This is a genomic window from Ruegeria sp. BHSB056 (assembly GCF_059613305.1).
The window spans coordinates 1-21,849 of record NZ_JBXWSG010000012.1 but is presented as its reverse complement, the minus strand read 5'-3'; the positions used below and the strand labels follow the sequence as shown (position 1 = coordinate 21,849).

Genomic DNA, 21,849 nt, shown 5'->3' with positions numbered 1-21,849 from the left:
ATCAGCGTATGCAGGCCACGGGCTGCAACAGCTTCAGCAACGGGTCGTTGTCACAAACCAGCGCATCCAACGACACTTCGTCCAGAGATGCATAGAAAACCTCCGCCGCATCCTGCAATGCCAGCCGCAGCCTACAGGCATCGGTCAAAGGACAGGTGTTATCCGCATCCGCAAAACACTCGGCGATGGGCAAGGCCCCTTCGACATGCCGAAACACCGCGCCGATCCGGATTTGGCTTGCCGGTCGCGCCAACGACATACCGCCGTTGCGGCCGCGCTGAGTGCTCAGGTAATTCAACTGGCTTAACTGGTTGATCACCTGAGCCAGATGGTTTTCCGAGATGTTGCAGACTTCGGCGATCTCGGCTTTGGTGACCAGCCGGTCTGGGTGTGCGGCGCAATACATCAACAGGCGCACAGCGATATTCGTCCGTTTGGTAATCCGCATGAGGGCCTCCCTGAATAAAAGATGAAGCCTTATTGCATGTCGCGGAAAAAAGCGGTTTGACATACATCAATCGACCCAAAGGACACCTCTCGCATGGCCGACCCCTATTTCTTTGGCTATGGAAGCCTTGTGAACCTCGCCACACATGATTTCCCCGACCCCCGCCCGGCAAAGCTTAAGGGTTGGAAACGTGCATGGCGACACACTGATCTGCGCCCGGTCGCGTTCCTGACGGCTGTCCCGGACCCGGAGTCTGAAATTGAGGGAATGATCGCGCATGTCCCAAGGAACGACTGGGCTGCGCTGGATGAACGGGAATGGGCGTACGACCGAATTCCTGCGACGCATTCGATTTCACATCCACTGACACATGAAGTTGAAATTGCGGTCTACACCGTCCCGCAGGATCGGCATAACGAGCCCAGCAATCACCACCCCCTGCTACTCAGCTACATCGATGTTGTTGTTCAGGGTTACTTGCGGGCGTTCGGAGAAGACGGCGCGGATCGTTTCTTTGAGACGACAACCGGCTGGAACGCCCCGATCTTGAATGATCGCGCCGAACCGCGCTATCCGCGCCACCAGCAACTCAAACCTGCTGAGCGTGATTTTGTCGATGACCGCCTGACCAGACTGTCGGCCCGGATTGAGCAGCTGGCATAAAAAGGGTCGCGCCTGGGCACGACCCTTTTTTCTGGAATAGTAGCGGTTTACCCGCGCGCGCGGATCACCTGCAGCAACGGCAGCAACGCAGCCATTTCCGGGCCACGCTCTGCACCGGTCAACGCCTTGCGCAGCGGCATGAACAGACCTTTCCCCTTGCGGCCTGTTGCCTCTTTCACGGCATTGGTCCAGGCCCCCCAGGTGTCGCCATCAAACGGGCCTTCGGGCAGCAGCGACATGGCTTTAGCGATGAATTCGCGATCTTCATCCGCAACCAACGGCTCGGCACCATCACGGCACAGGTCCCACCACCCTTTGAGGTCGGCTAAAGTGGTAATGTTTTCCCGCGCCATGGCCCAGAACGGCTCGGCCAACTCAGCAGGCACCCCGGCATCCGCGACAGCATCGGCCACATTCGCCAGCGGCAGCGATTGCAGGTATTTCGCGGTCAGCGGGAACAGGTCCTGCACGTCGAACTTGGTCGGCGCGGCACCAAACCGGCTCACGTCAAAGCCGTCGATCAACTCGGCCATTTCCGAGCGCAGTTCGACCGGATCGGACGAACCCAGACGCGCCATAAGGCTCAGCAGTGCCATCGGTTGCACGCCCTGTTCGCGCAGATCGCGCAGGGCCAGCGTACCCAGGCGTTTCGACAGAGCTTCGCCCTGCGGGCCGGTCAGCAGCGAGTGATGCGCAAAGCGCGGGCAATCCCCGCCCAGTGCCTTGATGATCTGAATCTGGGTCGCAGTGTTGGTCACGTGGTCCGAGCCGCGCACGACATCAGTCACGCCCATTTCAGTGTCGTCCACCACCGAAGCGATCGTATAAAGAACCTGCCCATCACCACGGATCAGCACCGGATCAGAAACCGAGGCCGCATCGATCGAGATGTCGCCCAAAATACCGTCGGTCCACTCGATCCGTTCGTGATCCAGCTTGAAACGCCAGACACCGTTGCCACGTTCGGGCCGCAGCGCATCCTTCTCGGCATCCGACAGGTTCAGCGCGGCACGGTCATAAACCGGCGGCTTGCCCATATTCAGCTGTTTCTTGCGCTTCAGGTCCAGCTCGGTCGGTGTCTCAAACGCTTCATAGAACCGCCCCATCGCGCGCAACTTGTCAGCCGCTTCGGCGTAGCGGTCCAAACGCTCGGATTGACGCTCGACTCGATCCCAGTGCAAACCCAGCCATTCAAGATCCTGTTTGATGGCATCGACATATTCCTCTTTCGAGCGTTCGGGGTCGGTGTCATCGATGCGCAGGATGAACGTACCGCCTGCTTTGCGGGCGATCAGATAGTTCATCAGGGCGGTGCGCAGGTTGCCCACATGGATGTAACCGGTGGGCGACGGGGCAAAACGGGTGGTTGTCATGGGTGTCTCCTGTTGGCGCGGCTCTTGTCACATGGGCGCGTTTTTGTCCAGCCGCCGCTTGATCCATCAGGTGATTCAACGCGGTTCCACGGGCCATATCCTGCCAAGGTCGGTCAACCCGGCGCGGATGAGTTCCGACAGAACCTGCACGTCGATATCCGCCAGCTTGTTCACGTACAGGCAGGACTTGCCCAGCTTGTGCTTGCCCAACCGGGCCAGAATGCCGCCAAAATCCGCGTAACCCGGCATGATATAGATCACCAGCGACGACTTGCGCGGGGAAAACCCGGTTGCAAGAAAATCGCCCTCTCGGCCCGAGGCGTAGCGATAGTGATAACGGCCATACCCGATCATCGACGGGCCCCACATGACCGGATCAAACCCGGTGGCGGCCCGAAAAAGTTCATCCAGAGCGCGCGCCTCTTCGGCCCGACGTTCTGATTGGACCGAGTTAAGGAAATCTTCTACACTTTGATCTGTTGGAACGGTTTTGTTCTGCGATCGCGACATGAACAAAAATTAACACGTATTGTTCATCCATGCACCCTACGTGGATGTCGTAACATCTGGTCAGAATCTCACACCGTTCTAGTTTTTCTAAAGGTGTTCTGACAGGGGGAACGATAATGACAATCAAACTTACTCGCCGTGCCGCCTTGGGAACTGCTGCCGCCTTGCCGTTTGCCACGGCAGCAGCGCCGGTTTTGGCCGCAGGCTCTGACGCCAAGGCCAACTCGACCATCGCCAAAACCTTCAAGGTCGGCGACTTAACAGTCACGACCTTGCTGGATGGCAGCCTGCCGCGCGACGGCGCCAAGGATATCTTTGGCGGCGGAGCGTCTGATGAAGACTTTGCAAAGGTTTCGGCTGAGAACTTTATTCCCGCCGACACCGCCCAGTTCTTCTTCACCCCCTCACTGGTCAACACCGGATCGGAACTGGTGTTGTTCGACACCGGTCTGGGGCAGGGTGGCATTCAGGCCGCTTTGGCCGATGCAGGTGTCAGCCCGGATCAGATCGACGTTGTCGTGCTGACCCATATGCATCCAGACCATATTGGCGGCATGACAACGGATGGCGCACCAACCTTTGCCAACGCACGCTATGTGACCTCGGCAACGGAATACGATTTCTGGTCCGCGCAGGAGGCCGGAAACAATGTCGGTGATCTTGTGGCCGCAAAAGTCACACCGCTGGCCGAGAAGATGAGCTTTATCGGTGATGGAGAGCAAGTGGCGTCGGGCATAACTGCGGTTGCGGCCCACGGCCATACTCCGGGCCATACGGTCTATCATCTGGAGAGCAACGGACAGCGCCTTCTGCTGACAGCGGATTTGGCCAACCATTACGTTTGGTCCTTTGCCCATCCGGAATGGGAGGTTCGGTTTGACATGGACAAGGCCGCCGCAACAGCCGCGCGCCGTAATGTTCTTGGCATGCTGGCAGCCGACAAGGTGCCGATGGTCGGCTATCACATGCCCTTCCCTGCCGCGGGCTTTGTCGAGACACGGGGCGAGGGCTTCCGCTTTGTTCCGGTCAGCTATCAGATGATGGGCTAAGCCCCTAGTAACCCGGATCCGGTCGCACCTTTGAGCCGTCAGTGAACCGAGACAGACGGAACGCGGTCGGATCCACACAAGGGGTTAAATCAGTGACAAGGTCAGCCGTCAGGCGGCCGGCGCCGGGCCCGATGCCAAAGCCGTGGCCGGAAAAGCCCGTGGCGATATACATACCCGGCATGTCATCCACGCCCGAGATTATGGGAATGGCGTCGGGGGTAACATCAATCATACCCGCCCAACTTTGGACGATTTCACTGTCCTGCAACGCAGGAATTCCTTTTCGTGCACTGGCCCAGGCTTGTCGCAAATACTTCTGCGAAGGTTCAGGATCCAAAACCCGGCACAGCTCGAACGGGGTCACGTCGGTCGGCAACCATCTTCTGTTCTGACGGGCCTCGATAGCCCACTGTTTTGACCAGCGAAAGCGCAGGGATTTCCATTCCTGCGCAAAGGCAAAGCGAAACTGCAACCCCAGCCGGAAACTGTCCGGTACGATATCGACCGTGTTCTGATGTCCGGACGCGATGGTGTGCCCCCCATCTGCGCGCTTTCGGATCGCAAAATCATCCGACCATAGCGCAGTTTCGGGCCCATCTTTTACCGGAGAGGTCCGCAGAACCGTGTTCAAAACCTTTAACTGCGGCAGATTGATACCTGCATTGCCCGCAAAAAGACGCGACCACGCGCCCCCCGCCAGAACCACGCGCCCGCAGGCGACCTTGCCGCGCTCGGTGAAAACACCCGCGATACGCCCATCCTGAATGTCTAAACTTCGCACGGCGCATCCTGTCATGATCACAGCACCCAGACGCCGTGCGGATTCGGCGATGGCCGGGGCGGCCCATTGCGGTTCAGCCCGCCCGTCCTGCGGCATGTACAGGGCGGATGTCAGGCCGGTTTCATGCCCGTGCAACAACTCTGCCAACTCGCGTCCCGACACCATATTTGCCCCGGTCTGCAATCCCTCCACGTGGCGCATCCAACGTTTCAGGTTGACTTCTCCCCGCTTGCCGGACGCGCCGAAAAGAATGCCGGATTGCGTATAGCCGGTATTGCCATCCAGGCGGGCATCAAGGGTCTGCCAGATCCGCAACGCCTCTTGCATCAGGGGAATTTCGCGCGGGTCACGCATACCCAAACGCACCCACCCCCAATTGCGCGAGCTTTGTTCTGCCGCAATCTGTCCCTTTTCGCATAAAAGGACGGAAGCGCCGCGTTCTGCCAGTTCCAGCGCGGTTGAAACGCCGATTATGCCGCCGCCAATAACGACAACATCAACAGATTTGGGAAGGGCAAGATCGGATTCTACGGGGTTCGGTTTTGGTGCCGTCATATATAGCATTACTCTGTCGCCTGAACCCGTATGGGGGCCAAGGCCCAGAAGTTTGGCAACACGAATTGTCACTACATCGGCACTATTTTTGTGCCTGTGGCCCAGACGCCAATGGCAGCGAAAACCCTCAGCACATCACGCTGCGCCGGACAGTTCCGCCCATTTTTGACGCAACATCGCAGTCAGCCCGGTGTCTTTTTGCACGGTCTGCGCGGTTACGTCCTTCTGCGGCAACAAGCTTGGAAACTCAGCCCGAAGGGACGCTGCTGCCTGTTCGTCGGACAGCCGCTGTTCATTCAGGACACCGGCAATCGCCGCTTCCAGCTTTTCCTCATCCAGCTCCTGTGGCGGAGATTCCATCGTCCGCCGTTTCAAAAGAGCATGATGCGATCCTTGATATTCCTCATACATGTCAAAACCAAACCATTTACTCAGACATCCAACCCCGGATGCGTCACACTTCTTCAAAATCAATTCGCGACTTTGAGAATTGCGTCGCACCCGCCCCACATAGGGCAATTTTCAAGCTAAAATGTGGCAGAAAGTTGTCGTCACAACAAGTCAGAGGCCGGTTTTAACTCCCGTGGCGGGCCCATAACGAGAAATCGGAAAACAATCAAAGGAAGGAAAACCTTACTGTTTCCTATTCAGCGCGCGAATTGTGGCAATCAGGGGCGATCGCGCCAGCGATTCACAATTGGATACCGCCGGTCCAACCAGAACGCGCGGTTGCTCAGGCGCGTACCGGGGGCGGACTGAAACCGTTTATACTCGCTGACATAGACCAGATGTTCGACCCGCTGAGCATCTGCTTCGTTGTACCCGGCGGCGACACAGTCTGCGATCGATCCGTCCTGATCGACGAGGATCTCAAGTATTCCGTCCAGCACCGGGTAATCCGGCAGGCTATCGCTGTCTTTCTGATCTTCGCGCAGTTCTGCACTGGGCGGTTTGTCTATGACAGAGGGACGGATCACTTCGCCTGCAGGGCCCATCATCCAGTCGCGGTGATTGGCATTGCGCCAGCGGCAGGTTTCGAACACACGGGTCTTGTACAGATCCTTGATCGGATTATAGCCGCCGTTCATGTCGCCATAGATTGTGGCATAGCCCACGGCGACTTCGGATTTGTTGCCGGTGGTCAACAGCATTTCGCCGAACTTGTTCGAGATCGCCATCAACAGCAACCCGCGCAGGCGGGATTGAATGTTTTCTTCGGTCAACCCTTCATCCAGCCCTGCAAACAGCGGTGCCAAAGTGCTGGTGACGGCTGCGCGACTGTCCGAGATCGGCACGTAGTCATAATGCACGCCCAGCGCTTTGGCGACCGCCTCGGCATCGTCAAGCGAGGCCTGGCTGGTGTATTCCGACGGCAGCATCACGCAGCGGACATTTTCGGCCCCGATGGCATCGACCGCAATGGTCGCGACCAGCGCGGAATCGACCCCGCCGGACAAGCCCAGCAGCGCCTTTTTGAAACCCGTTTTCCCCATATAGTCGCGAAGGGACTGCACCATCGCGCGATAATCCTGCTCCCACTCATCCGGTTGGGGCACGATTTCGCCTGATGCGATCCGCCAGCCGTCTTCGCCGCGCTCAAGATCGACTTGCGAGAGCAGCTCGTCAAAAACCGGCATTCGGAACGCCAATTCCCCGCCCGGGTTCAGGCCAAAACTGGCACCATCAAAAACCTGATCATCCTGCCCGCCCACCATATTCAGGTAGATCAGCGGCAGGCCCGTTTCGACCACGCGCGCGACCATGTGGTTCAGTCGCACATCGTATTTATCCCGGAAATAGGGCGACCCGTTGGGGATCAACAAAAACTCGGCCCCGGTTTCCTCCAGCGTTTCTGCCACGTCAGGGTGCCAGCTGTCTTCGCAGATCGGGCTGCCAATCCGGAAATTCCCTACCGAATACGGCCCACCCAGTGGTCCCGCATCGTAAAGGCGCACTTCGTCGAACACCGTCTCATTCGGCAAGTGGTGCTTCAGAACCTTGCTGGTGATCCGGCCACCCTTCAGGATCAGATAGGCGTTGTACAGCTTGCCATCATCGACCCAGGGGCCACCTATGGCAATTGCAGGACCTTCGGCGCATTTTGCCGCCAGCGCTTCGACCGCAGACATGGCTGCGCGGTGGAATACCGGTTTGAGAACCAGATCCTGCGTGTTGTAGCCGGTGATGAACATCTCGGGGAAAGCCACCAGATTCGCGCCCGCTGCTTTGCCTTGTTCCCATGCCGCAACGGCCTTTGCCGCGTTGCCTTCGATATCGCCAACGGTCGGATTCAGTTGCGCCAGAGTGATGCGGAAACGGTCGGCCATGCTGCCCTCTTGCCTCGTAAGTCCTATTGCCATTTAGCAGATCACCGCGCGAGTAAAAGACCAATGCGGCAAAAGCCGTTGCTCTGCCTGCAACGGTACCTTAGTTTTGCACAAGAGATATCACCAGCGACGACCGGGCAGACAGGACCAGAAATGAACGTGATCCGAAACTCAATTTTGGCGGCGGGGATGAGTCTGGCGGCGGCCACTGCTTTCGCGCAGGACGGGACTGTCATCGTCAAGGATGATGAAGTTGGCGGTGTCTATGAGGGCACTTATGAGAACGGGTTGCGGCACGGGACAGGAACGTATCGGCTGCCGAACGGATTTGAATACACCGGGCAATGGGTAGAAGGTGAAATTCAGGGTCAGGGTACGACACACTACCCCGACGGGTCAGTCTACGAAGGCATGTTCGCCAAGGGTCAACCCGAAGGGCGCGGCAAGATCATCTATGCCAATGGCAGCAGCTACGATGGAGATTGGTCGAACGGATCAATCAACGGCACCGGCATTGCTGAATTCGCGAACGGCACGCGCTATGAGGGTGAATTCAGGAACGCCCAGCGACATGGCAAAGGCGTGCTGAGTTTTCCCGACGGATACATCTATGATGGCGACTGGGTCGACGGTGAACGGCAGGGCAAAGCAAAGATCACATATGCCGACGGCAGCGTTTACGACGGCGACGTCAACGCAGGTTTGCGCGATGGCACCGGCACACAGACAATGCCAGACGGGATGGTGTATTCAGGGGATTGGTCCGGGGACCAGATCACCGGGATGGGTAACCTGACCTACTCCAACGGTGACGTATACGAAGGCGAGCTTCTAGAAGGGCGCCGCCACGGCAAGGGCAAAGTGACCCACGCCCAAGGGGATGTGTACGAAGGCGATTTCGTCGACGACCGCCGCCACGGCAAAGGTACGTTCACAGGAACAGACGGCTTTGTGTATACCGGCGACTGGAACGCCGGGCAGATTGAAGGCCTTGGCGAAGTGACCTATCCGGATGGCTCTGTCTATGTCGGCGATTTCGTTGCCGATCTGGCCGAAGGAAACGGCAGCATCACCTATCCGGACGGATCGACCTATGAAGGCGAATGGATCGCGGGTGTTATCGAGGGTCAGGGCACGGCCACCTATACCAATGGTATGATCTACAAAGGCCAATTCAAGAACGCGCAAAGCCACGGCAAGGGTGTGGTTACGCGCGCAGATGGCTCGGTATATGACGGCGACTGGGTTGAAGGCGTGCGTCAGGGCAAAGGCAAGGCGACCTATTCCGATGGCACGGTCTACACCGGCGATTTCCTGAACGGAAAACGGCACGGCAAAGGGGAAATCATAACCCCAGCCGGGTTCAAGTATACGGGCGACTGGTCGGACGGAAAAATCAACGGCGTGGGTACCGCCACCTACTCGAACGGGGATGTGTATGAGGGCAGCTTTGTCGACAACAAACGGCAGGGCAGTGGGACGATGCGCTATGCCAACGGCCAGGAGGAAAGCGGTGTCTGGGAAAACGGCGTGTTGCCGGATCAGACCTCGGACCAGCAGAGCGACGCTGACACCCCTGCCCCGCACCCCAACCCTGATGCAAATACAGAGGCAACCGGAACCTCGGACGGTTGAAGGCTCACCACGGGACCGGCTTACCGGCCCAATCATAGAACCCTCCTGTATCAGCGAGCGTTAACCCGCGTATCACGTTCAACAGGTTATCGGCGGCTGCTTCAGGTTCGGCGGCAGGATGACGACCCAGGTATTTGTTCGTGAACTCTGTTTTTACCGTGCCGGGGTGAAGGGCGACGCAAATCGCCTGTTTATGTGTTCGGGCCAATTCAATTGCGGCGGTGCGGACAACCTGATTGACCGCTGCCTTGGCCGCACGGTAGCTGATCCAGCCGCCTGTTCGATTATCCCCGATTGATCCCACCCGCGCCGACAGCACCGCGAGTACAGATCGTCTATGTCGCGGCAACAGATGATACGCGCGGCTTAGCACCAATGCCGGACCAACGGCATTCAACGCGAACTGATCCATCATGGCACTGGCTGAAATCGCCCGAAGGGTTTTTTCCGGCACAGCGCCGTTTATCTCTAAGGCACCCGAAGCCACCAGGATCAGATCAAACTGACCTGGTAGGTTATCAAGCTTCAGCATCACCCCGTCCGGATCGGTCAGGTCAAAGCCGTCCTCCGACCGGGACAAACGCGTGACCGAAACGCCCTGCTCAACCAGCCGTCTGGTAACGGCTGCGCCAATCCCGCCAGAAGCGCCAATTATCAATGCAGTTTCCATCCGGGATCAGCTAGCCGCGCAGTGCGAACAATCAAGGTGGTCTAAACACGGGCAGTTGCCAGAAGTTCACGTATTGCAAATTGGTTCTTTTCATTCCCGGCGGGCTCTGTATAACCTCAATCCCATGATCAACCGCGCAGATATCCCTTGTGTCGACACCGCCCTTCGCGGTGCGTCGCTGCGTGGCCTACTGATCCTAATCCGCCTCTGAGCGTGCCATCCGGCGCGCCCGCTCAGAGGAGGACGCCCGCGCGCCATAGGCTTTAGGACAGAAGAAGAAAGAGAACCCCATGACCAACGTGACCGACCAAGACCGCGTCTTGATCTTCGATACGACTTTGCGCGACGGCGAACAGAGCCCTGGCGCCACCATGACCCATGATGAAAAGCTGGAAATTGCCGAGCTGCTGGATGACATGGGCGTCGACATCATCGAAGCCGGTTTTCCGATCGCATCCGAAGGTGACTTCAAAGCGGTATCCGAGATCGCGCAGCGGTCAAAGAACAGCCGTATCTGCGGTCTGGCCCGCGCAAATTTTGCCGATATCGACCGCTGCTGGGAGGCGGTAAAACACGCCGAGAAAAACCGCATTCACACGTTCATCGGCACTTCACCCCTGCATCGCGCCATTCCGAACCTGACGATGGACGAGATGGCCGACAAGATCCACGAAACGGTCAGCCACGCGCGCAACCTGTGCGAAAACGTGCAGTGGTCTCCGATGGACGCGACCCGAACCGAATGGGATTACCTGTGCCGGGTGATCGAGATCGCAATCAAGGCCGGGGCAACCACGATCAACATCCCGGATACGGTGGGCTATACCGCTCCTGTGGAAAGCGCGGACCTGATCAAGCGTCTGATCGAAACGGTGCCGGGGGCGGATGACGTGGTCTTTGCCACCCATTGCCACAATGACCTTGGCATGGCGACCGCGAACTCGCTGGCCGCTGTGGCAGGTGGTGCCCGTCAGATTGAATGCACCATCAACGGCCTGGGCGAACGCGCAGGCAACACGGCGCTGGAAGAAGTGGTCATGGCACTGCGCACGCGCAACGATATCATGCCGTGGCATACTGGCATCGACACCACTAAGATCATGCACATCTCGCGTCGGGTTGCGACGGTCTCGGGCTTTCCGGTGCAGTTCAACAAGGCAATTGTCGGCAAGAACGCTTTTGCCCATGAAAGTGGCATCCATCAGGACGGGATGCTGAAAAACCGCGAAAACTTTGAAATCATGCGTCCTGAGGACGTTGGTCTTTCGGGAACATCATTGCCGCTTGGCAAACACTCGGGCCGCGCAGCCTTGCGCGACAAGCTCGAAACGCTGGGGTTTGAGGTGGGCGACAACCAGCTCAAGGATATCTTTGTTCGGTTCAAGGATCTGGCGGATCGCAAGAAAGAGGTGTTCGACGACGATCTCATTGCACTGATGACGCTGGACGAGGCTGACGACCACCTGCAGCTGGTTTCGATGAAGGTGACCTGCGGCACGGGCGGTCAGGCGGAATCGACGGTCGAGCTTGAAGTTGAAGGCCTGGACAAAACCGCCACCGAACATGGCGACGGCCCTGTGGATGCGACCTTTAAGGCGATCCGTGCGATTTATCCCAACACAGCACGGCTTCAGCTTTATCAGGTTCATGCTGTGACCGAAGGCACGGACGCGCAGGCAACGGTTTCCGTGCGCCTGGAAGAGGATGGAATGATCGCAACCGGCCAGTCGGCAAACACCGACACCGTCGTGGCGTCAGCAAAGGCTTATATCCACGCTCTCAACCGCCTGATTGTGCGCCGTGAAAAAGCTGGCCCGGGCGCGGATGCGCGCGAGATCAGCTATAAAGACCTGACGTGATTGCATAAATCATCCGGGCAACCGCAAGTTTGGTTGCCCGGAAAATCCAACACGACCCACGGTGATGGATTTGGTGCTTTATCCCGACCAGCGTCTCGTCTGCTGCTAAAGTTTTGCGAAAAGCTCGGAAAGGCGATTCATTTCGTCGCCGATACCGAACGGCGCATTCACAATAAACATACCAGACCCAATCATCCGGTGCCCCTCACGCGCAGGCGGGAACGTCACTTCGTGGCAAATGGCTTTGGGGTAGTTTCGCGATTTGAGAGCCGCAGTCATCCCAGCATGTCGATTGTCCGTCAGGATCGGGTACCAAAGGGCAATCACGCCCACATTCCACTTGCGGTGCAGCTTGGCGATAATGCCGGGCAAGCGGTCGTAATCGGCTTTCGCCTCGTAACTTGGGTCAATCAGCATCAGGCCCCGGCGTGGAGTCGGAGGCAGCAAAGACTGCGCCAGATCGAACCCGTCCTGCTGATAGACCTTCGCCCCAAACGGCGACATCGCCAACGACAGGGCCGCAAATTCCTGTGGGTGCAGTTCCGCGAGGTGCAAACTGTCCTGTTCCCGTAACATAGTCGCAGCAATCATCGGCGATCCCGGATAGGCCGTGTCGCGGTGTCGGGCCTGTACCTGCTTCAGGACCTGCGCCATCGGGTGGTCGGGCCCGAACCACCCTTCCCGCTGTGCTCGACCGATCCCTGCCACTGCCTCTCCTGTCCGAATAGATTCGTCTGCATCCAACCGGTACAACCCACGCCCGGAATGCGTTTCGATATAGCTGAGCGGCTTGTCCTTGCGTGTCAGATAATCCAGCACCCACGCCAGTAATGCGTGCTTTTGGACATCCGCCAGATTCCCGGCGTGGTAAATGTGTTGATAAGAGAGCATCTTGCCTTCTAAAGTCCCATTCAATAAGGCGGAAAGGTGCTGATTGTCGCGGAATCAGCCCTTTTACCGGGCGTGATGGCACCCTATAAGTCATCCGTCCCGGAACCGTCGAGTCGCGGGCAGTAGAAAACCGACATTACAGGATCAGGGAAAACATGGGGATCTTTGGCAATCTGGGCGGCCTGTTCACAGCGGACATGGCTATCGACCTTGGAACAGCAAACACGCTGGTTTACGTCAAGGGGCGCGGTGTCATCCTGTCTGAACCTTCGGTTGTGGCCTATCACGTCAAGGACGGTGTGAAGAAAGTTCTGGCTGTTGGCGAAGATGCCAAGCTTATGCTGGGTCGGACGCCCGGTTCGATCGAAGCCATCCGCCCCATGCGCGAAGGTGTGATCGCGGATTTTGATACTGCCGAAGAAATGATCAAGCACTTCATCCGCAAGGTGCACAAACGCTCGACCTTCTCGAAACCCAAGATCATTGTCTGCGTTCCCCATGGCGCAACCCCGGTCGAAAAACGTGCAATTCGTCAGTCGGTCTTGTCTGCAGGTGCCCGTCGCGCGGGCCTGATTGCCGAACCGATTGCGGCCGCAATCGGGGCCGGCATGCCGATCACCGACCCGACCGGCAACATGGTTGTCGATATTGGCGGTGGCACCACTGAGGTTGCTGTTCTGTCGCTGGGTGACATCGTATATGCCCGTTCGGTCCGTGTTGGTGGTGACCGGATGGACGAGGCCATCATTTCCTACCTGCGTCGCCAGCAGAACCTTCTGGTTGGTGAATCCACGGCAGAGCGTATCAAGACAACCATCGGTACTGCCCGTATGCCCGACGATGGGCGCGGTCAGTCGATGCATATCCGGGGGCGTGACCTGTTGAACGGCGTGCCCAAGGAAATCGAAATCAGCCAGGCCCAGGTGGCCGAAGCGCTGTCAGAGCCCGTGCAACAAATCTGCGAGGCGGTTATGACCGCGCTTGAGACAACGCCGCCCGACTTGGCTGCGGACATTGTCGACCGCGGTGTGATGCTGACCGGTGGCGGTGCGCTGCTGGGCGATCTGGACCTGGCCCTGCGCGAACAGACAGGCCTGGCGGTTTCCATTGCGGACGAAAGCCTGAATTGTGTGGCTTTGGGCACCGGCAAGGCACTGGAATATGAAAAACAGCTGCGCCACGCGATTGACTACGAAAGCTAAGGCGCGCACCCTCGGAAGATAGGGTTATGTCGGCGCGAGCAGCACGGGAAGGTAACCTGTGGCAAAAGACCGATCACAGCGCGATGAGTATACGACCCCCCTGCGCCGCTTGTTGTTGGGGATCGTTGTGCTGTGCCTGCTTGGTATCTTCCTTCTGTGGCGCATCGACAGCCCGCGCGTAGAACGGTTCCGCGCGCGAATCGTGGATACGGTTGTACCGTCGATGGAATGGGCCATGGTCCCCGTGACTGCCGCCGTCAATCTGGTGCGTGACTTCCAAAGCTATCAGCGCCTGAGCGAGCAGAACCGGGAACTGCGTAGCGAACTGCGCCTGATGCGCGCCTGGAAAGAGGCTGCTTTGCAGCTTGAACAGGAAAACGCGCGACTGCTGGATCTGAACAATGTCCGCCTTGACCCGCGTCTGACTTATATCACCGGCGTTGTCATGGCCGACAGCGGGTCGCCATTCCGGCAATCCGTTCTGCTGAATGTCGGAGAGCGTGACGGGATCGTGGATGGATGGGCCACGATGGACGGCATTGGCCTGGTCGGCAGGATATCAGGTGTTGGCCCTGACACGGCACGCGTGATCCTTGTGACGGATGCCACCAGCGCGATTCCCGCAACCATTCAACCTTCTGGCCAGACCGCGCTGATCAAAGGCGACAACAACCCCGCGCCCGCGGTGGAGTTTCTTGAAAACCGCGAGCTGGTTCGCCCCGGGGACCGTGTGATCACTTCGGGTGATGGTGGCGTGTTTCCTGCGGGCCTGTTGATCGGTCAAATCGCGGCAGATCCCGGGGGGCGCCTGCGGGTCCGCCTGTCGGCAGATTTCGAAAGGCTCGAATTTCTCAGGGTTCTGCGGTTTCACTCGGCTCCGCCCATTCAGGATCCGGGCAGTATAGTCGGGCCCACCCGCCCAGAGGCGGCGCTGACCCCGGATGAGGTCAGCGATGGATAGACCGGCCTCGCAAATCTGGGCCATGCGCAGCCTTTATGCCTTGCTGGCATTTGCTGTACTGTTTCTGCATCTGTTGCCGTTGGACGCTCAACCCGATCGCTGGCCTTTTCCCGACGTCCTGATTGCCCTGACTTTTGCCTGGGTGCTGCGGCGGCCCGATTACGTCCCGACTGTATTGGTTGCGCTTGTCATGCTGATGGCCGACTTTCTACTGCAACGTCCACCGGGCCTTTTGGCCGCGCTGACCGTAGTCGGGTCGGCCTATTTGCGGTCAGCGGCGTTGGGTATGAGGGATGCGGGATTTGCCGGAGAATGGATGTCTGTCGGCATTGTGATCACGGCGGTCATTTTGATGAACAGGGTCGTACTATCGGTGATGTCCGTGCAACAGGCCGCATTGGGGCCGGTTGTGATTCAGCTTGTGCTGACGGTCGCTGTCTACCCGTTGGTCGTGATGCTTAGCCAAAGCGCGTTGGGGGTTCGCCGCATATCCGCTGCTGATGTCAGCGCTTTGGGAAGCCGGGCATGAAACAGCGTAAACCCAAATCCCAGGGCCTTGCCTATAAGCGCCTGCCACGCAGAGCGCTGTTGCTGGGTGGTCTACAGGCGGTGTTCATAGGCGGTTTGGCCGCACGAATGCGGTTCATGCAGGTCGAACAGGCCGACGAATACCGCCTGTTGGCCGAAGAAAATCGTATCAACATCCGGCTTATCCCGCCGACCCGTGGGCGTATCTATGACCGGAACGGCCAGATCATCGGCCAGAACTCACCTTCCTATCGCATCGTCATCGTTCGTGAAGACGCCGATGACGTGGAAAAAGTCATCGCCAAACTGTCAGAGCTGATCCCTCTGAACGAAGATGAGATCGAGCGCGCCAAGACAGAAATGCGCCGCTCGGCCCCGTTTCTGCCGGTGACGCTGGCGGATCAGGTCACGTGGGAGGATATCTCGAAGGTTGCGGTCAATGCTCCGGCCCTGCCGGGTGTAACGCCCGAGGTCGGCCTGACACGGCAATACCCACGATACGAGGATTTCGCACATATCGTCGGCTATGTTGGCCCGGTCAGTGACTATGACCTCAGCAAGATCGAAGACCCTGAGCCGGTATTGCGCATTCCAAGGTTCCAGATTGGAAAGGTCGGCCTTGAGGCCAAGCAGGAAATCGAACTGCGCGGCAAGGCCGGTGCAAAGCGGGTCGAGGTCAACGCGACGGGCCGCGTCATGCGCGAGCTTGACCGGCAGGAAGGACAACCCGGCGCAGATCTGCAACTGTCCATCGACGCTGATCTGCAACAATATGCACAGGCGCGACTGGCGGGCGAAAGTGCAGCCGCAGTTGTCATAGACTGCGAAACCGGTGACTTGCGTGCGGTCGCCTCGGCACCCAGTTTTGATCCGAACCTGTTTGTACGTGGCATTTCGGTTGCCGATTACCGGGCATTGACAGAAGACAAGTACCGTCCTCTGGCGAATAAATCCGTGCAAGGAACTTATCCTCCGGGATCGACCTTTAAGATGGTCACCGCGCTGGCCGCGTTGGAAGCTGGCGTAGTCTCTCCCGGCAACACCGTGTACTGCCCCGGACACCTGAAGGTCGGCAGCCGTCGCTTCCATTGCTGGAAGCGTGGCGGGCACGGAACGGTCGACCTCAACCTTTCGCTGAAACGCAGCTGCGATGTCTATTACTATGACGTGGCTCTGCGCGTTGGCATCGACAAGATCTCTGACATGGCCCGCACTTTGGGACTGGGGGTCAAGCATGACATCCCGATGTCGGCGGTGGCAGATGGGCTGGCCCCCAATCAGGAATGGAAGCGGCGCGCTCACGGTCAGGAGTGGCTTGTGGGCGATACGGCCAACGCGTCCATCGGTCAGGGCTTCATGCTGGCTTCGCCGTTGCAACTGGCTGTAATGGCAGCCCGCATCGCCACCGGTCGCGCAGTCACGCCGCGCCTGGTGCGCTCGATCGACGGTGTCGAACAACCCTCAGGCGCCGGAGAGCCACTGGGCCTTAACTCCTACAATCTGGAACAGGTCCGCAAGGCCATGTTCTCGGTCTCGAATGACAGGCGAGGAACGGCATATCGAAGCCGCATCATCGCGGATGAGTTCCGGATGGCGGGGAAAACCGGAACCAGCCAGGTTCGAAACATCACCAAAGCAGAGCGGGCCGCAGGCGTGATCCGAAACGAGGACTTGCCGTGGGAGCGTCGCGACCACGCGCTGTTCGTTTGCTTCGCACCGTATGACAACCCAAAATATGCCGTGGCCGTGGTTGTTGAGCATGGCGGCGGCGGGTCCACAGCCGCAGCCCCGGTTGCACGCGACATCATGCTGCAAGCTCTTTATGACGGCACTCCGCCGCTTGAGGCATACCCGGTTGCCGACCGCGAACGCATCAAGGAACAGCAAAAACGGCTGGAGGGTGACAAGCGCCCCAAAGCGCGACCGGATGGAAAGGACCGCGCATGAGCTATCTTGAATATGCCGTCAAATCCACGCCGTCGGGGTTTCGCAAGTTCCTGTATATGAACTGGCCGCTGACGTTGCTGCTGATCAGCACCGCCAGCGCGGGCTTTCTGATGCTGTACTCCGTTGCAGGCGGTTCGTGGACGCCCTGGGCCGAGCCGCAAATGGAACGTTTCGGGCTTGGCCTGACAGTGATGTTCATCATCGCACTGGTTCCGATCTGGTTCTGGCGCAACATGTCGGTGCTGGCCTATCTCGGCTCGGTGGCTTTGCTGGTATTTGTTGAACTGTTCGGCACTATCGGCATGGGTGCGCAGCGCTGGATCGACCTTGGGTTTATGCGCCTGCAACCCTCAGAGGTCATGAAAGTCACGCTGGTCATGTTGCTTGCAGCTTATTACGACTGGCTTCCCTCGCACAAAACGTCTCGTCCGCTTTGGGTTCTTATCCCGGTTGTCCTGATCATCCTGCCTACCTTGCTGGTTCTGAAACAGCCCGATCTTGGCACATCCATCCTGCTTCTGGCCGCAGGAGGTGGGTTGATGTTTCTGGCAGGGGTTCACTGGGCCTATTTTGCCGCCGTTATTGCTGCTGTCGTGGGCCTGATCGCCGCTGTGTTCAACAGCCGTGGAACCGACTGGCAATTATTGAAGGACTATCAGTTTCGGCGCATCGACACCTTTCTGGACCCGTCCACCGACCCATTGGGGGCCGGATACCACATTACCCAGTCCAAGATTGCCTTGGGGTCCGGGGGATGGAACGGGCGGGGTTTCATGCAAGGCACGCAGTCCCGCCTGAACTTCCTGCCCGAGAAGCATACCGATTTCATTTTCACGACGTTGGCCGAAGAGTTCGGATTTGTCGGGGGAACGACCCTGTTGACCCTTTATGCCTTGATTCTGGTTTTCTGCATGGTCACGGCACTGGCAACCAAGGACCGGTTTTCATCTCTGGTCACGCTGGGTATCGCGCTGAACTTCTTCCTGTTTTTTGCCGTCAACATGTCAATGGTGATGGGCATGGCTCCGGTCGTGGGTGTACCACTGCCAATGGTCAGCTATGGTGGCTCGGCCATGCTGGTTCTGATGGCAGCCTTTGGCATCGTCCAAAGCGCCCATATTCACCGCCCCCGTTGATCTGAAAGGGCTCTGATGTCTGTGAACGTCCTGTTTTCCGCGCGCCCTGCCCTTTGGCCGGTGTATCAGCCGCTGCTGACACAATATCTTGATAAGGCGGGTCTGGACGTCCAGCTTGGAACCGAGTTCGCGCCGGATCAGGTCGATTATGTTGTTTATGCCCCAAACGGAGGGGTACAGGATTTCAGACCTTTCACGCGCCTAAAAGCGGTGCTGAGCCTTTGGGCCGGGGTCGAAAAAATCGTGGGTAACGAAACACTGACCGTTCCATTGGCGCGGATGGTGGATCACGGCCTGACGCAAGGCATGATCGAGTGGGTGGTTGGCCACGTGTTGCGCTACCATCTGGGGATGGACCGGCACATCACGGTACAGGACGGTGTCTGGACCCCAGATATCCCACCGCTGGCGCAAGAGCGCAACGTTTGTATTCTGGGGCTTGGAGCATTGGGCGAAGCCGTGGCCCGCGCGCTGACCGCGCTTGAGTTTCGGGTCTTGGGCTGGAGCCGTACAGCCAAGAACATCCCCGGCGTAACCTGCCTGCATGGTGCCGAAGGGCTGCGCCAGGCGCTTTCTCATGCCGAAATCGTAGTCTTGTTGCTGCCTGACACACCTGCCACTGAAAACGCGCTGAATGCGGAAACGCTGGCCCTGCTTCCCAAAGGTGCGCGTATCATCAACCCGGGACGCGGGCCGCTGATTGATGATGATGCGCTATTGGATGCCCTGAACTCGGGCCAGGTGGGCCACGCAACGCTGGATGTGTTCCGTGTCGAGCCCTTGCCCACCGATCACCCCTATTGGGCGCATCCGAATGTCACCGTGACCCCGCATATCGCGTCCGAGACCCGCCCGGTCACTGCCGCACAGGTCATTTGCGAAAACATCCGGCGCGGGGAATCCGGTGAGCCCTTTGTACACCTGGTCGACCGCACGCTGGGCTACTGACGTCACACCGCAATCAGACCGCGGCCTTTCAACAGGGCATCCACGCCCGGCAATCGACCGCGGAACGCCAGATACAAATCCTCTGCCTCGCGCGAACCGCCGGTGGACAAGATACTGTCTTCCAGCGCTTTGGCCCGTTCAGGATCAAAGGCACCACCTGCTTCTTCGAAGGCCGCAAAGGCGTCAGCATCCATCACCTCGGACCACATATAGCTGTAGTAGCCCGAGCTATAGCCATCGCCTGCGAAAACATGCGCAAAGTGGGGCGTGGCATGGCGCATTCCAATGGCTTGCGGCATCCCCAACCCGGCTAGAACCACGGCCTGTTTTGCCATCGGGTCTGCCGGGGCGTCGCCATCGTGGAAGGCCAGATCAACAAGGGCCGAGGCGACATATTCCACCGTCTGGAACCCCTGGTCGAAATTGGCGGCATTCAGCACTTTTCCAAGCATCTCCTGCGGCATCGATTCGCCCGTTTCGGCATGGGTGGCAAACTCGGCCAGAACTTCGGGCACTTCCAACCAGTGTTCATAAAGCTGGCTGGGCAGTTCGACAAAATCGCGCGCAACCGAAGTCCCCGAGATGCTTTCATAGGTCACATTGGACAGCATCTGGTGCAAGGCGTGGCCGAACTCGTGGAACAGGGTGCGTGCATCGTCATAAGACAGCAGCGCCGGATCACCCTTGGCGAAGTTGCAGACATTGATGACAATCGGTGCCTGTTCTTTCGGGAATCTGGCCTGTGCCCGCATCGCGCTGCACCAGGCACCTGATCGCTTTGACCCCCGTGCAAAGTAGTCACCGATGAACACGGCGACATGCCGACCGTTGCGCGTAACTTCCCACGCGCGGCAATCCGGGTGATAAAGCGGCACGTTCAAAGGCTTGAATTCCAGCCCGAACAGGCGGTTTGCACAAGCAAACGATGCCTCGATCATCCGGTCCAGTTGCAGGTAGGGTTTCAGTTCCGCCTCATCCAGATCATGTTCTGCCTTGCGCCGCTTTTCAGCGTAATAGCGCCAGTCCCATGCTTCCAGCGGGCCGTTGACACCGTCTTCCTGCATCATCCGGGTCAGGATTTCCGCGTCCGCATCGGCGCGGGCCTTGGCAGGTTCCCACACCTGCATCAACAACTCACGTACCCGGTCCGGAGTACGAGCCATTTCAGTTTCCAGCTTGTAATCAGCAAAATTGTCATAGCCCAACAGCTTGGCGCGTTCCTCACGCAAGCCCAGAATCTCAGCCGCGATGTCGCGATTGTCGGTCTCGCCGCCATTCGCGCCGCGGGCAGCCCAGGCGCGATAGGCTTTTTCACGCAGATCCCTACGGGGTGAAAACTGAAGAAACGGCACGATCAGCGACCGGGAGAGGGTAACAACCGGCCCCACGGCGCCCTTTTCCGCACCAGCGGCGCGCGCCGCATTCACAACGAAATCCGGCAGGCCCTGCAGATCTTCTTCGGTCAGATCCATGAACCAATCCCGCTCATCCGCCAGCAAGTTCTGGGTAAAGGATGTCCCCAACGAGGCGAGGCGCGACTTGATTTCTTGCATACGAGCGTCTTCGTCCCCGTCCAACGCCGCGCCTGCACGAACAAATCCTCGATGGGTCAGCATCAGAACGCGTACCTGTTCCTCGGTCAGGTTCAGGTTTTCGCGCCGCGCCCAAAGGTCGGCAACGCGTTCAAACAGCGCCTTGTTCGAGGAAATTCCCGAGAAATGGGCCGACAACTTGGGGGAAAACGCGCGCTGCAACTCTTCCCGCTTGGGGTTGCTGTCTGCGCCTGCAACGGTGAAGAAGACCGACAGAACCTTGTCCAGCTGCTCGCCCGCAGCCTCAAGGGCTTCGACCGTGTTGGCGAATGTGGGGGTATCCGGATTTGCCGCTATCGCGTCAATCTCGGCGTTATGCGCGGTCATCGCCTGATCCAGAGCCGGGGCAAAATCTTCATCCGAAATATCGGCGAAAGGGGCTATTTCGAATGGGGTGGTCCAGTTGGACAGGATCGGGTTGGTCATGCGGATCTCCTTTGATCCTATAGCTAGTTCGCCATGGCCGGGTGTTCCAGAACCCCCAGCCCACATTAAGAAAGGTTAATTGCTTGCGGCACCACAAATGGGGCAATCGGCACGGCGGGTCAGAGTGATCTTGCGACTTTCACCGTACAGGGCGTCGTAGATCAGCATCTCGCCCCGCAGCGCCATGCCAGCGCCCGTTATCACCTTGATCGCCTCGACCGCCATCATCGATCCGACGACGCCCGGCAATGGGCCAATCACACCAGCCTCGGAACAGGACGGGGCCAGACCGGGGGCCGGGGCTTCGGGAAAGATACACTGATAGCACGGGCTGCCATTGGCTGGGTC

At 58.5% G+C, this 21,849-nt stretch carries 20 protein-coding genes; 10 read left to right on the top strand and 10 right to left on the bottom strand.

The window, feature by feature from the left end; genetic code table 11:
* Position 1: 1 nt before the first annotated feature.
* Entirely contained in the window at positions 2 to 448 is a 447-nt protein-coding gene (locus AC2FND_RS05060; RefSeq protein WP_209598591.1) for an RrF2 family transcriptional regulator, read from the bottom strand.
* A gap of 93 nt (positions 449 to 541) precedes the next feature.
* Here AC2FND_RS05060 and AC2FND_RS05055 point away from each other — a divergent pair, with 93 nt between their 5' ends.
* Positions 542 to 1,111 carry a gamma-glutamylcyclotransferase family protein gene (locus AC2FND_RS05055; RefSeq protein WP_496768293.1) on the top strand — a complete coding sequence of 190 codons (570 nt, stop codon included), beginning with the start codon at positions 542 to 544 and terminating at the stop codon, positions 1,109 to 1,111.
* A 47-nt stretch (positions 1,112 to 1,158) separates the two neighbouring features.
* Here AC2FND_RS05055 and gltX read toward each other — a convergent pair whose 3' ends face one another.
* On the bottom strand, positions 1,159 to 2,484 hold the full coding sequence (gene gltX, locus AC2FND_RS05050; RefSeq protein WP_496768291.1) for a glutamate--tRNA ligase: 1,326 nt from the start codon (positions 2,482 to 2,484) through the stop codon (positions 1,159 to 1,161).
* A 75-nt stretch (positions 2,485 to 2,559) separates the two neighbouring features.
* Positions 2,560 to 2,994 (bottom strand): DUF1801 domain-containing protein, encoded by a 435-nt coding sequence (locus tag AC2FND_RS05045; protein ID WP_209598592.1) that lies wholly within the window; start codon positions 2,992 to 2,994, stop codon positions 2,560 to 2,562.
* A 116-nt stretch (positions 2,995 to 3,110) separates the two neighbouring features.
* Between AC2FND_RS05045 and AC2FND_RS05040 the strand changes: the two genes are divergently transcribed.
* Positions 3,111 to 4,043, top strand: a complete 933-nt coding sequence (locus tag AC2FND_RS05040; protein ID WP_496768288.1) for an MBL fold metallo-hydrolase — start codon at positions 3,111 to 3,113, stop codon at positions 4,041 to 4,043.
* Between the two features lie 4 nt (positions 4,044 to 4,047).
* On the opposite strand, the gene AC2FND_RS05035 is transcribed toward AC2FND_RS05040, so the two are convergent.
* From AC2FND_RS05035 to AC2FND_RS05025, 3 genes are all read right to left on the bottom strand, one after another.
* Positions 4,048 to 5,379, bottom strand: coding sequence for an NAD(P)/FAD-dependent oxidoreductase (locus tag AC2FND_RS05035; RefSeq protein ID WP_496768343.1), 1,332 nt, complete (start codon positions 5,377 to 5,379; stop codon positions 4,048 to 4,050).
* A gap of 135 nt (positions 5,380 to 5,514) precedes the next feature.
* The gene (locus AC2FND_RS05030; protein WP_480910184.1) at positions 5,515 to 5,739 is read right to left on the bottom strand and encodes a hypothetical protein; all 225 of its coding nucleotides are present in this window, start codon (positions 5,737 to 5,739) and stop codon (positions 5,515 to 5,517) included.
* Between the two features lie 308 nt (positions 5,740 to 6,047).
* Entirely contained in the window at positions 6,048 to 7,706 is a 1,659-nt protein-coding gene (locus AC2FND_RS05025; RefSeq protein WP_496768285.1) for an NAD+ synthase, read from the bottom strand.
* Between the two features lie 153 nt (positions 7,707 to 7,859).
* On the opposite strand from AC2FND_RS05025, the gene AC2FND_RS05020 reads away from it, so the two are divergent.
* Positions 7,860 to 9,341 carry an MORN repeat-containing protein gene (locus AC2FND_RS05020; protein ID WP_496768284.1) on the top strand — a complete coding sequence of 494 codons (1,482 nt, stop codon included), beginning with the start codon at positions 7,860 to 7,862 and terminating at the stop codon, positions 9,339 to 9,341.
* A 4-nt stretch (positions 9,342 to 9,345) separates the two neighbouring features.
* On the opposite strand, the gene AC2FND_RS05015 is transcribed toward AC2FND_RS05020, so the two are convergent.
* Complete coding sequence (locus AC2FND_RS05015) at positions 9,346 to 10,011, bottom strand: SDR family NAD(P)-dependent oxidoreductase (RefSeq protein WP_496768282.1); 666 nt, start codon at positions 10,009 to 10,011, stop codon at positions 9,346 to 9,348.
* Between the two features lie 290 nt (positions 10,012 to 10,301).
* On the opposite strand from AC2FND_RS05015, the gene AC2FND_RS05010 reads away from it, so the two are divergent.
* Positions 10,302 to 11,870, top strand: coding sequence for a 2-isopropylmalate synthase (locus AC2FND_RS05010; RefSeq protein WP_496768280.1), 1,569 nt, complete (start codon positions 10,302 to 10,304; stop codon positions 11,868 to 11,870).
* A gap of 105 nt (positions 11,871 to 11,975) precedes the next feature.
* On the opposite strand, the gene AC2FND_RS05005 is transcribed toward AC2FND_RS05010, so the two are convergent.
* Positions 11,976 to 12,761, bottom strand: a complete 786-nt coding sequence (locus tag AC2FND_RS05005) for a 23S rRNA (adenine(2030)-N(6))-methyltransferase RlmJ (RefSeq protein WP_496768278.1) — start codon at positions 12,759 to 12,761, stop codon at positions 11,976 to 11,978.
* A gap of 155 nt (positions 12,762 to 12,916) precedes the next feature.
* Here AC2FND_RS05005 and AC2FND_RS05000 point away from each other — a divergent pair, with 155 nt between their 5' ends.
* From AC2FND_RS05000 to AC2FND_RS04975, 6 genes are read left to right on the top strand one after another with little or no spacing between them, the layout of a single operon-like run.
* A complete protein-coding gene (locus tag AC2FND_RS05000) occupies positions 12,917 to 13,963 on the top strand; it encodes a rod shape-determining protein (RefSeq protein ID WP_039523195.1) in 1,047 nt (348 codons plus the stop codon).
* A 58-nt stretch (positions 13,964 to 14,021) separates the two neighbouring features.
* Positions 14,022 to 14,924: a rod shape-determining protein MreC gene (mreC, locus tag AC2FND_RS04995; protein WP_209506411.1), complete on the top strand. Its 903-nt coding sequence runs from the start codon at positions 14,022 to 14,024 to the stop codon at positions 14,922 to 14,924.
* Positions 14,917 to 15,453, top strand: a complete 537-nt coding sequence (locus AC2FND_RS04990) for a rod shape-determining protein MreD (RefSeq protein ID WP_496768276.1) — start codon at positions 14,917 to 14,919, stop codon at positions 15,451 to 15,453. The genes mreC and AC2FND_RS04990 overlap by 8 nt, the downstream gene beginning before the upstream one ends.
* The gene (gene mrdA, locus AC2FND_RS04985) at positions 15,450 to 17,399 is read left to right on the top strand and encodes a penicillin-binding protein 2 (protein ID WP_496768274.1); all 1,950 of its coding nucleotides are present in this window, start codon (positions 15,450 to 15,452) and stop codon (positions 17,397 to 17,399) included. Before AC2FND_RS04990 ends, mrdA begins: the two co-directional genes overlap by 4 nt.
* The gene (gene rodA, locus AC2FND_RS04980) at positions 17,396 to 18,535 is read left to right on the top strand and encodes a rod shape-determining protein RodA (RefSeq protein ID WP_209506418.1); all 1,140 of its coding nucleotides are present in this window, start codon (positions 17,396 to 17,398) and stop codon (positions 18,533 to 18,535) included. Before mrdA ends, rodA begins: the two co-directional genes overlap by 4 nt.
* A gap of 15 nt (positions 18,536 to 18,550) precedes the next feature.
* Entirely contained in the window at positions 18,551 to 19,483 is a 933-nt protein-coding gene (locus tag AC2FND_RS04975; protein ID WP_496768272.1) for a 2-hydroxyacid dehydrogenase, read from the top strand.
* Positions 19,484 to 19,485: 2 nt separating this feature from the next.
* Here AC2FND_RS04975 and AC2FND_RS04970 read toward each other — a convergent pair whose 3' ends face one another.
* On the bottom strand, positions 19,486 to 21,501 hold the full coding sequence (locus tag AC2FND_RS04970; RefSeq protein ID WP_496768270.1) for a M3 family metallopeptidase: 2,016 nt from the start codon (positions 21,499 to 21,501) through the stop codon (positions 19,486 to 19,488).
* A 75-nt stretch (positions 21,502 to 21,576) separates the two neighbouring features.
* Positions 21,577 to 21,849 (bottom strand): HesA/MoeB/ThiF family protein (locus tag AC2FND_RS04965; protein ID WP_496768268.1); only part of this gene is annotated, 273 nt, incomplete at its 5' end.

Excerpts from the sequence above, each read along its gene's own strand:
- AC2FND_RS05060 (WP_209598591.1), bottom strand. The coding sequence starts at position 448 with ATGCGGATTACCAAACGGACGAATATCGCTGTGCGCCTGTTGATGTAT.
- AC2FND_RS05055 (WP_496768293.1), top strand. The coding sequence starts at position 542 with ATGGCCGACCCCTATTTCTTTGGCTATGGAAGCCTTGTGAACCTCGCC.
- gltX (WP_496768291.1), bottom strand. The coding sequence starts at position 2,484 with ATGACAACCACCCGTTTTGCCCCGTCGCCCACCGGTTACATCCATGTG.
- AC2FND_RS05045 (WP_209598592.1), bottom strand. The coding sequence starts at position 2,994 with ATGTCGCGATCGCAGAACAAAACCGTTCCAACAGATCAAAGTGTAGAA.
- AC2FND_RS05040 (WP_496768288.1), top strand. The coding sequence starts at position 3,111 with ATGACAATCAAACTTACTCGCCGTGCCGCCTTGGGAACTGCTGCCGCC.
- AC2FND_RS05035 (WP_496768343.1), bottom strand. The coding sequence starts at position 5,379 with ATGACGGCACCAAAACCGAACCCCGTAGAATCCGATCTTGCCCTTCCC.
- AC2FND_RS05030 (WP_480910184.1), bottom strand. The coding sequence starts at position 5,739 with ATGGAATCTCCGCCACAGGAGCTGGATGAGGAAAAGCTGGAAGCGGCG.
- AC2FND_RS05025 (WP_496768285.1), bottom strand. The coding sequence starts at position 7,706 with ATGGCCGACCGTTTCCGCATCACTCTGGCGCAACTGAATCCGACCGTT.
- AC2FND_RS05020 (WP_496768284.1), top strand. The coding sequence starts at position 7,860 with ATGAACGTGATCCGAAACTCAATTTTGGCGGCGGGGATGAGTCTGGCG.
- AC2FND_RS05015 (WP_496768282.1), bottom strand. The coding sequence starts at position 10,011 with ATGGAAACTGCATTGATAATTGGCGCTTCTGGCGGGATTGGCGCAGCC.
- AC2FND_RS05010 (WP_496768280.1), top strand. The coding sequence starts at position 10,302 with ATGACCAACGTGACCGACCAAGACCGCGTCTTGATCTTCGATACGACT.
- AC2FND_RS05005 (WP_496768278.1), bottom strand. The coding sequence starts at position 12,761 with ATGCTCTCTTATCAACACATTTACCACGCCGGGAATCTGGCGGATGTC.
- AC2FND_RS05000 (WP_039523195.1), top strand. The coding sequence starts at position 12,917 with ATGGGGATCTTTGGCAATCTGGGCGGCCTGTTCACAGCGGACATGGCT.
- AC2FND_RS04990 (WP_496768276.1), top strand. The coding sequence starts at position 14,917 with ATGGATAGACCGGCCTCGCAAATCTGGGCCATGCGCAGCCTTTATGCC.
- mrdA (WP_496768274.1), top strand. The coding sequence starts at position 15,450 with ATGAAACAGCGTAAACCCAAATCCCAGGGCCTTGCCTATAAGCGCCTG.
- rodA (WP_209506418.1), top strand. The coding sequence starts at position 17,396 with ATGAGCTATCTTGAATATGCCGTCAAATCCACGCCGTCGGGGTTTCGC.
- AC2FND_RS04975 (WP_496768272.1), top strand. The coding sequence starts at position 18,551 with ATGTCTGTGAACGTCCTGTTTTCCGCGCGCCCTGCCCTTTGGCCGGTG.
- AC2FND_RS04970 (WP_496768270.1), bottom strand. The coding sequence starts at position 21,501 with ATGACCAACCCGATCCTGTCCAACTGGACCACCCCATTCGAAATAGCC.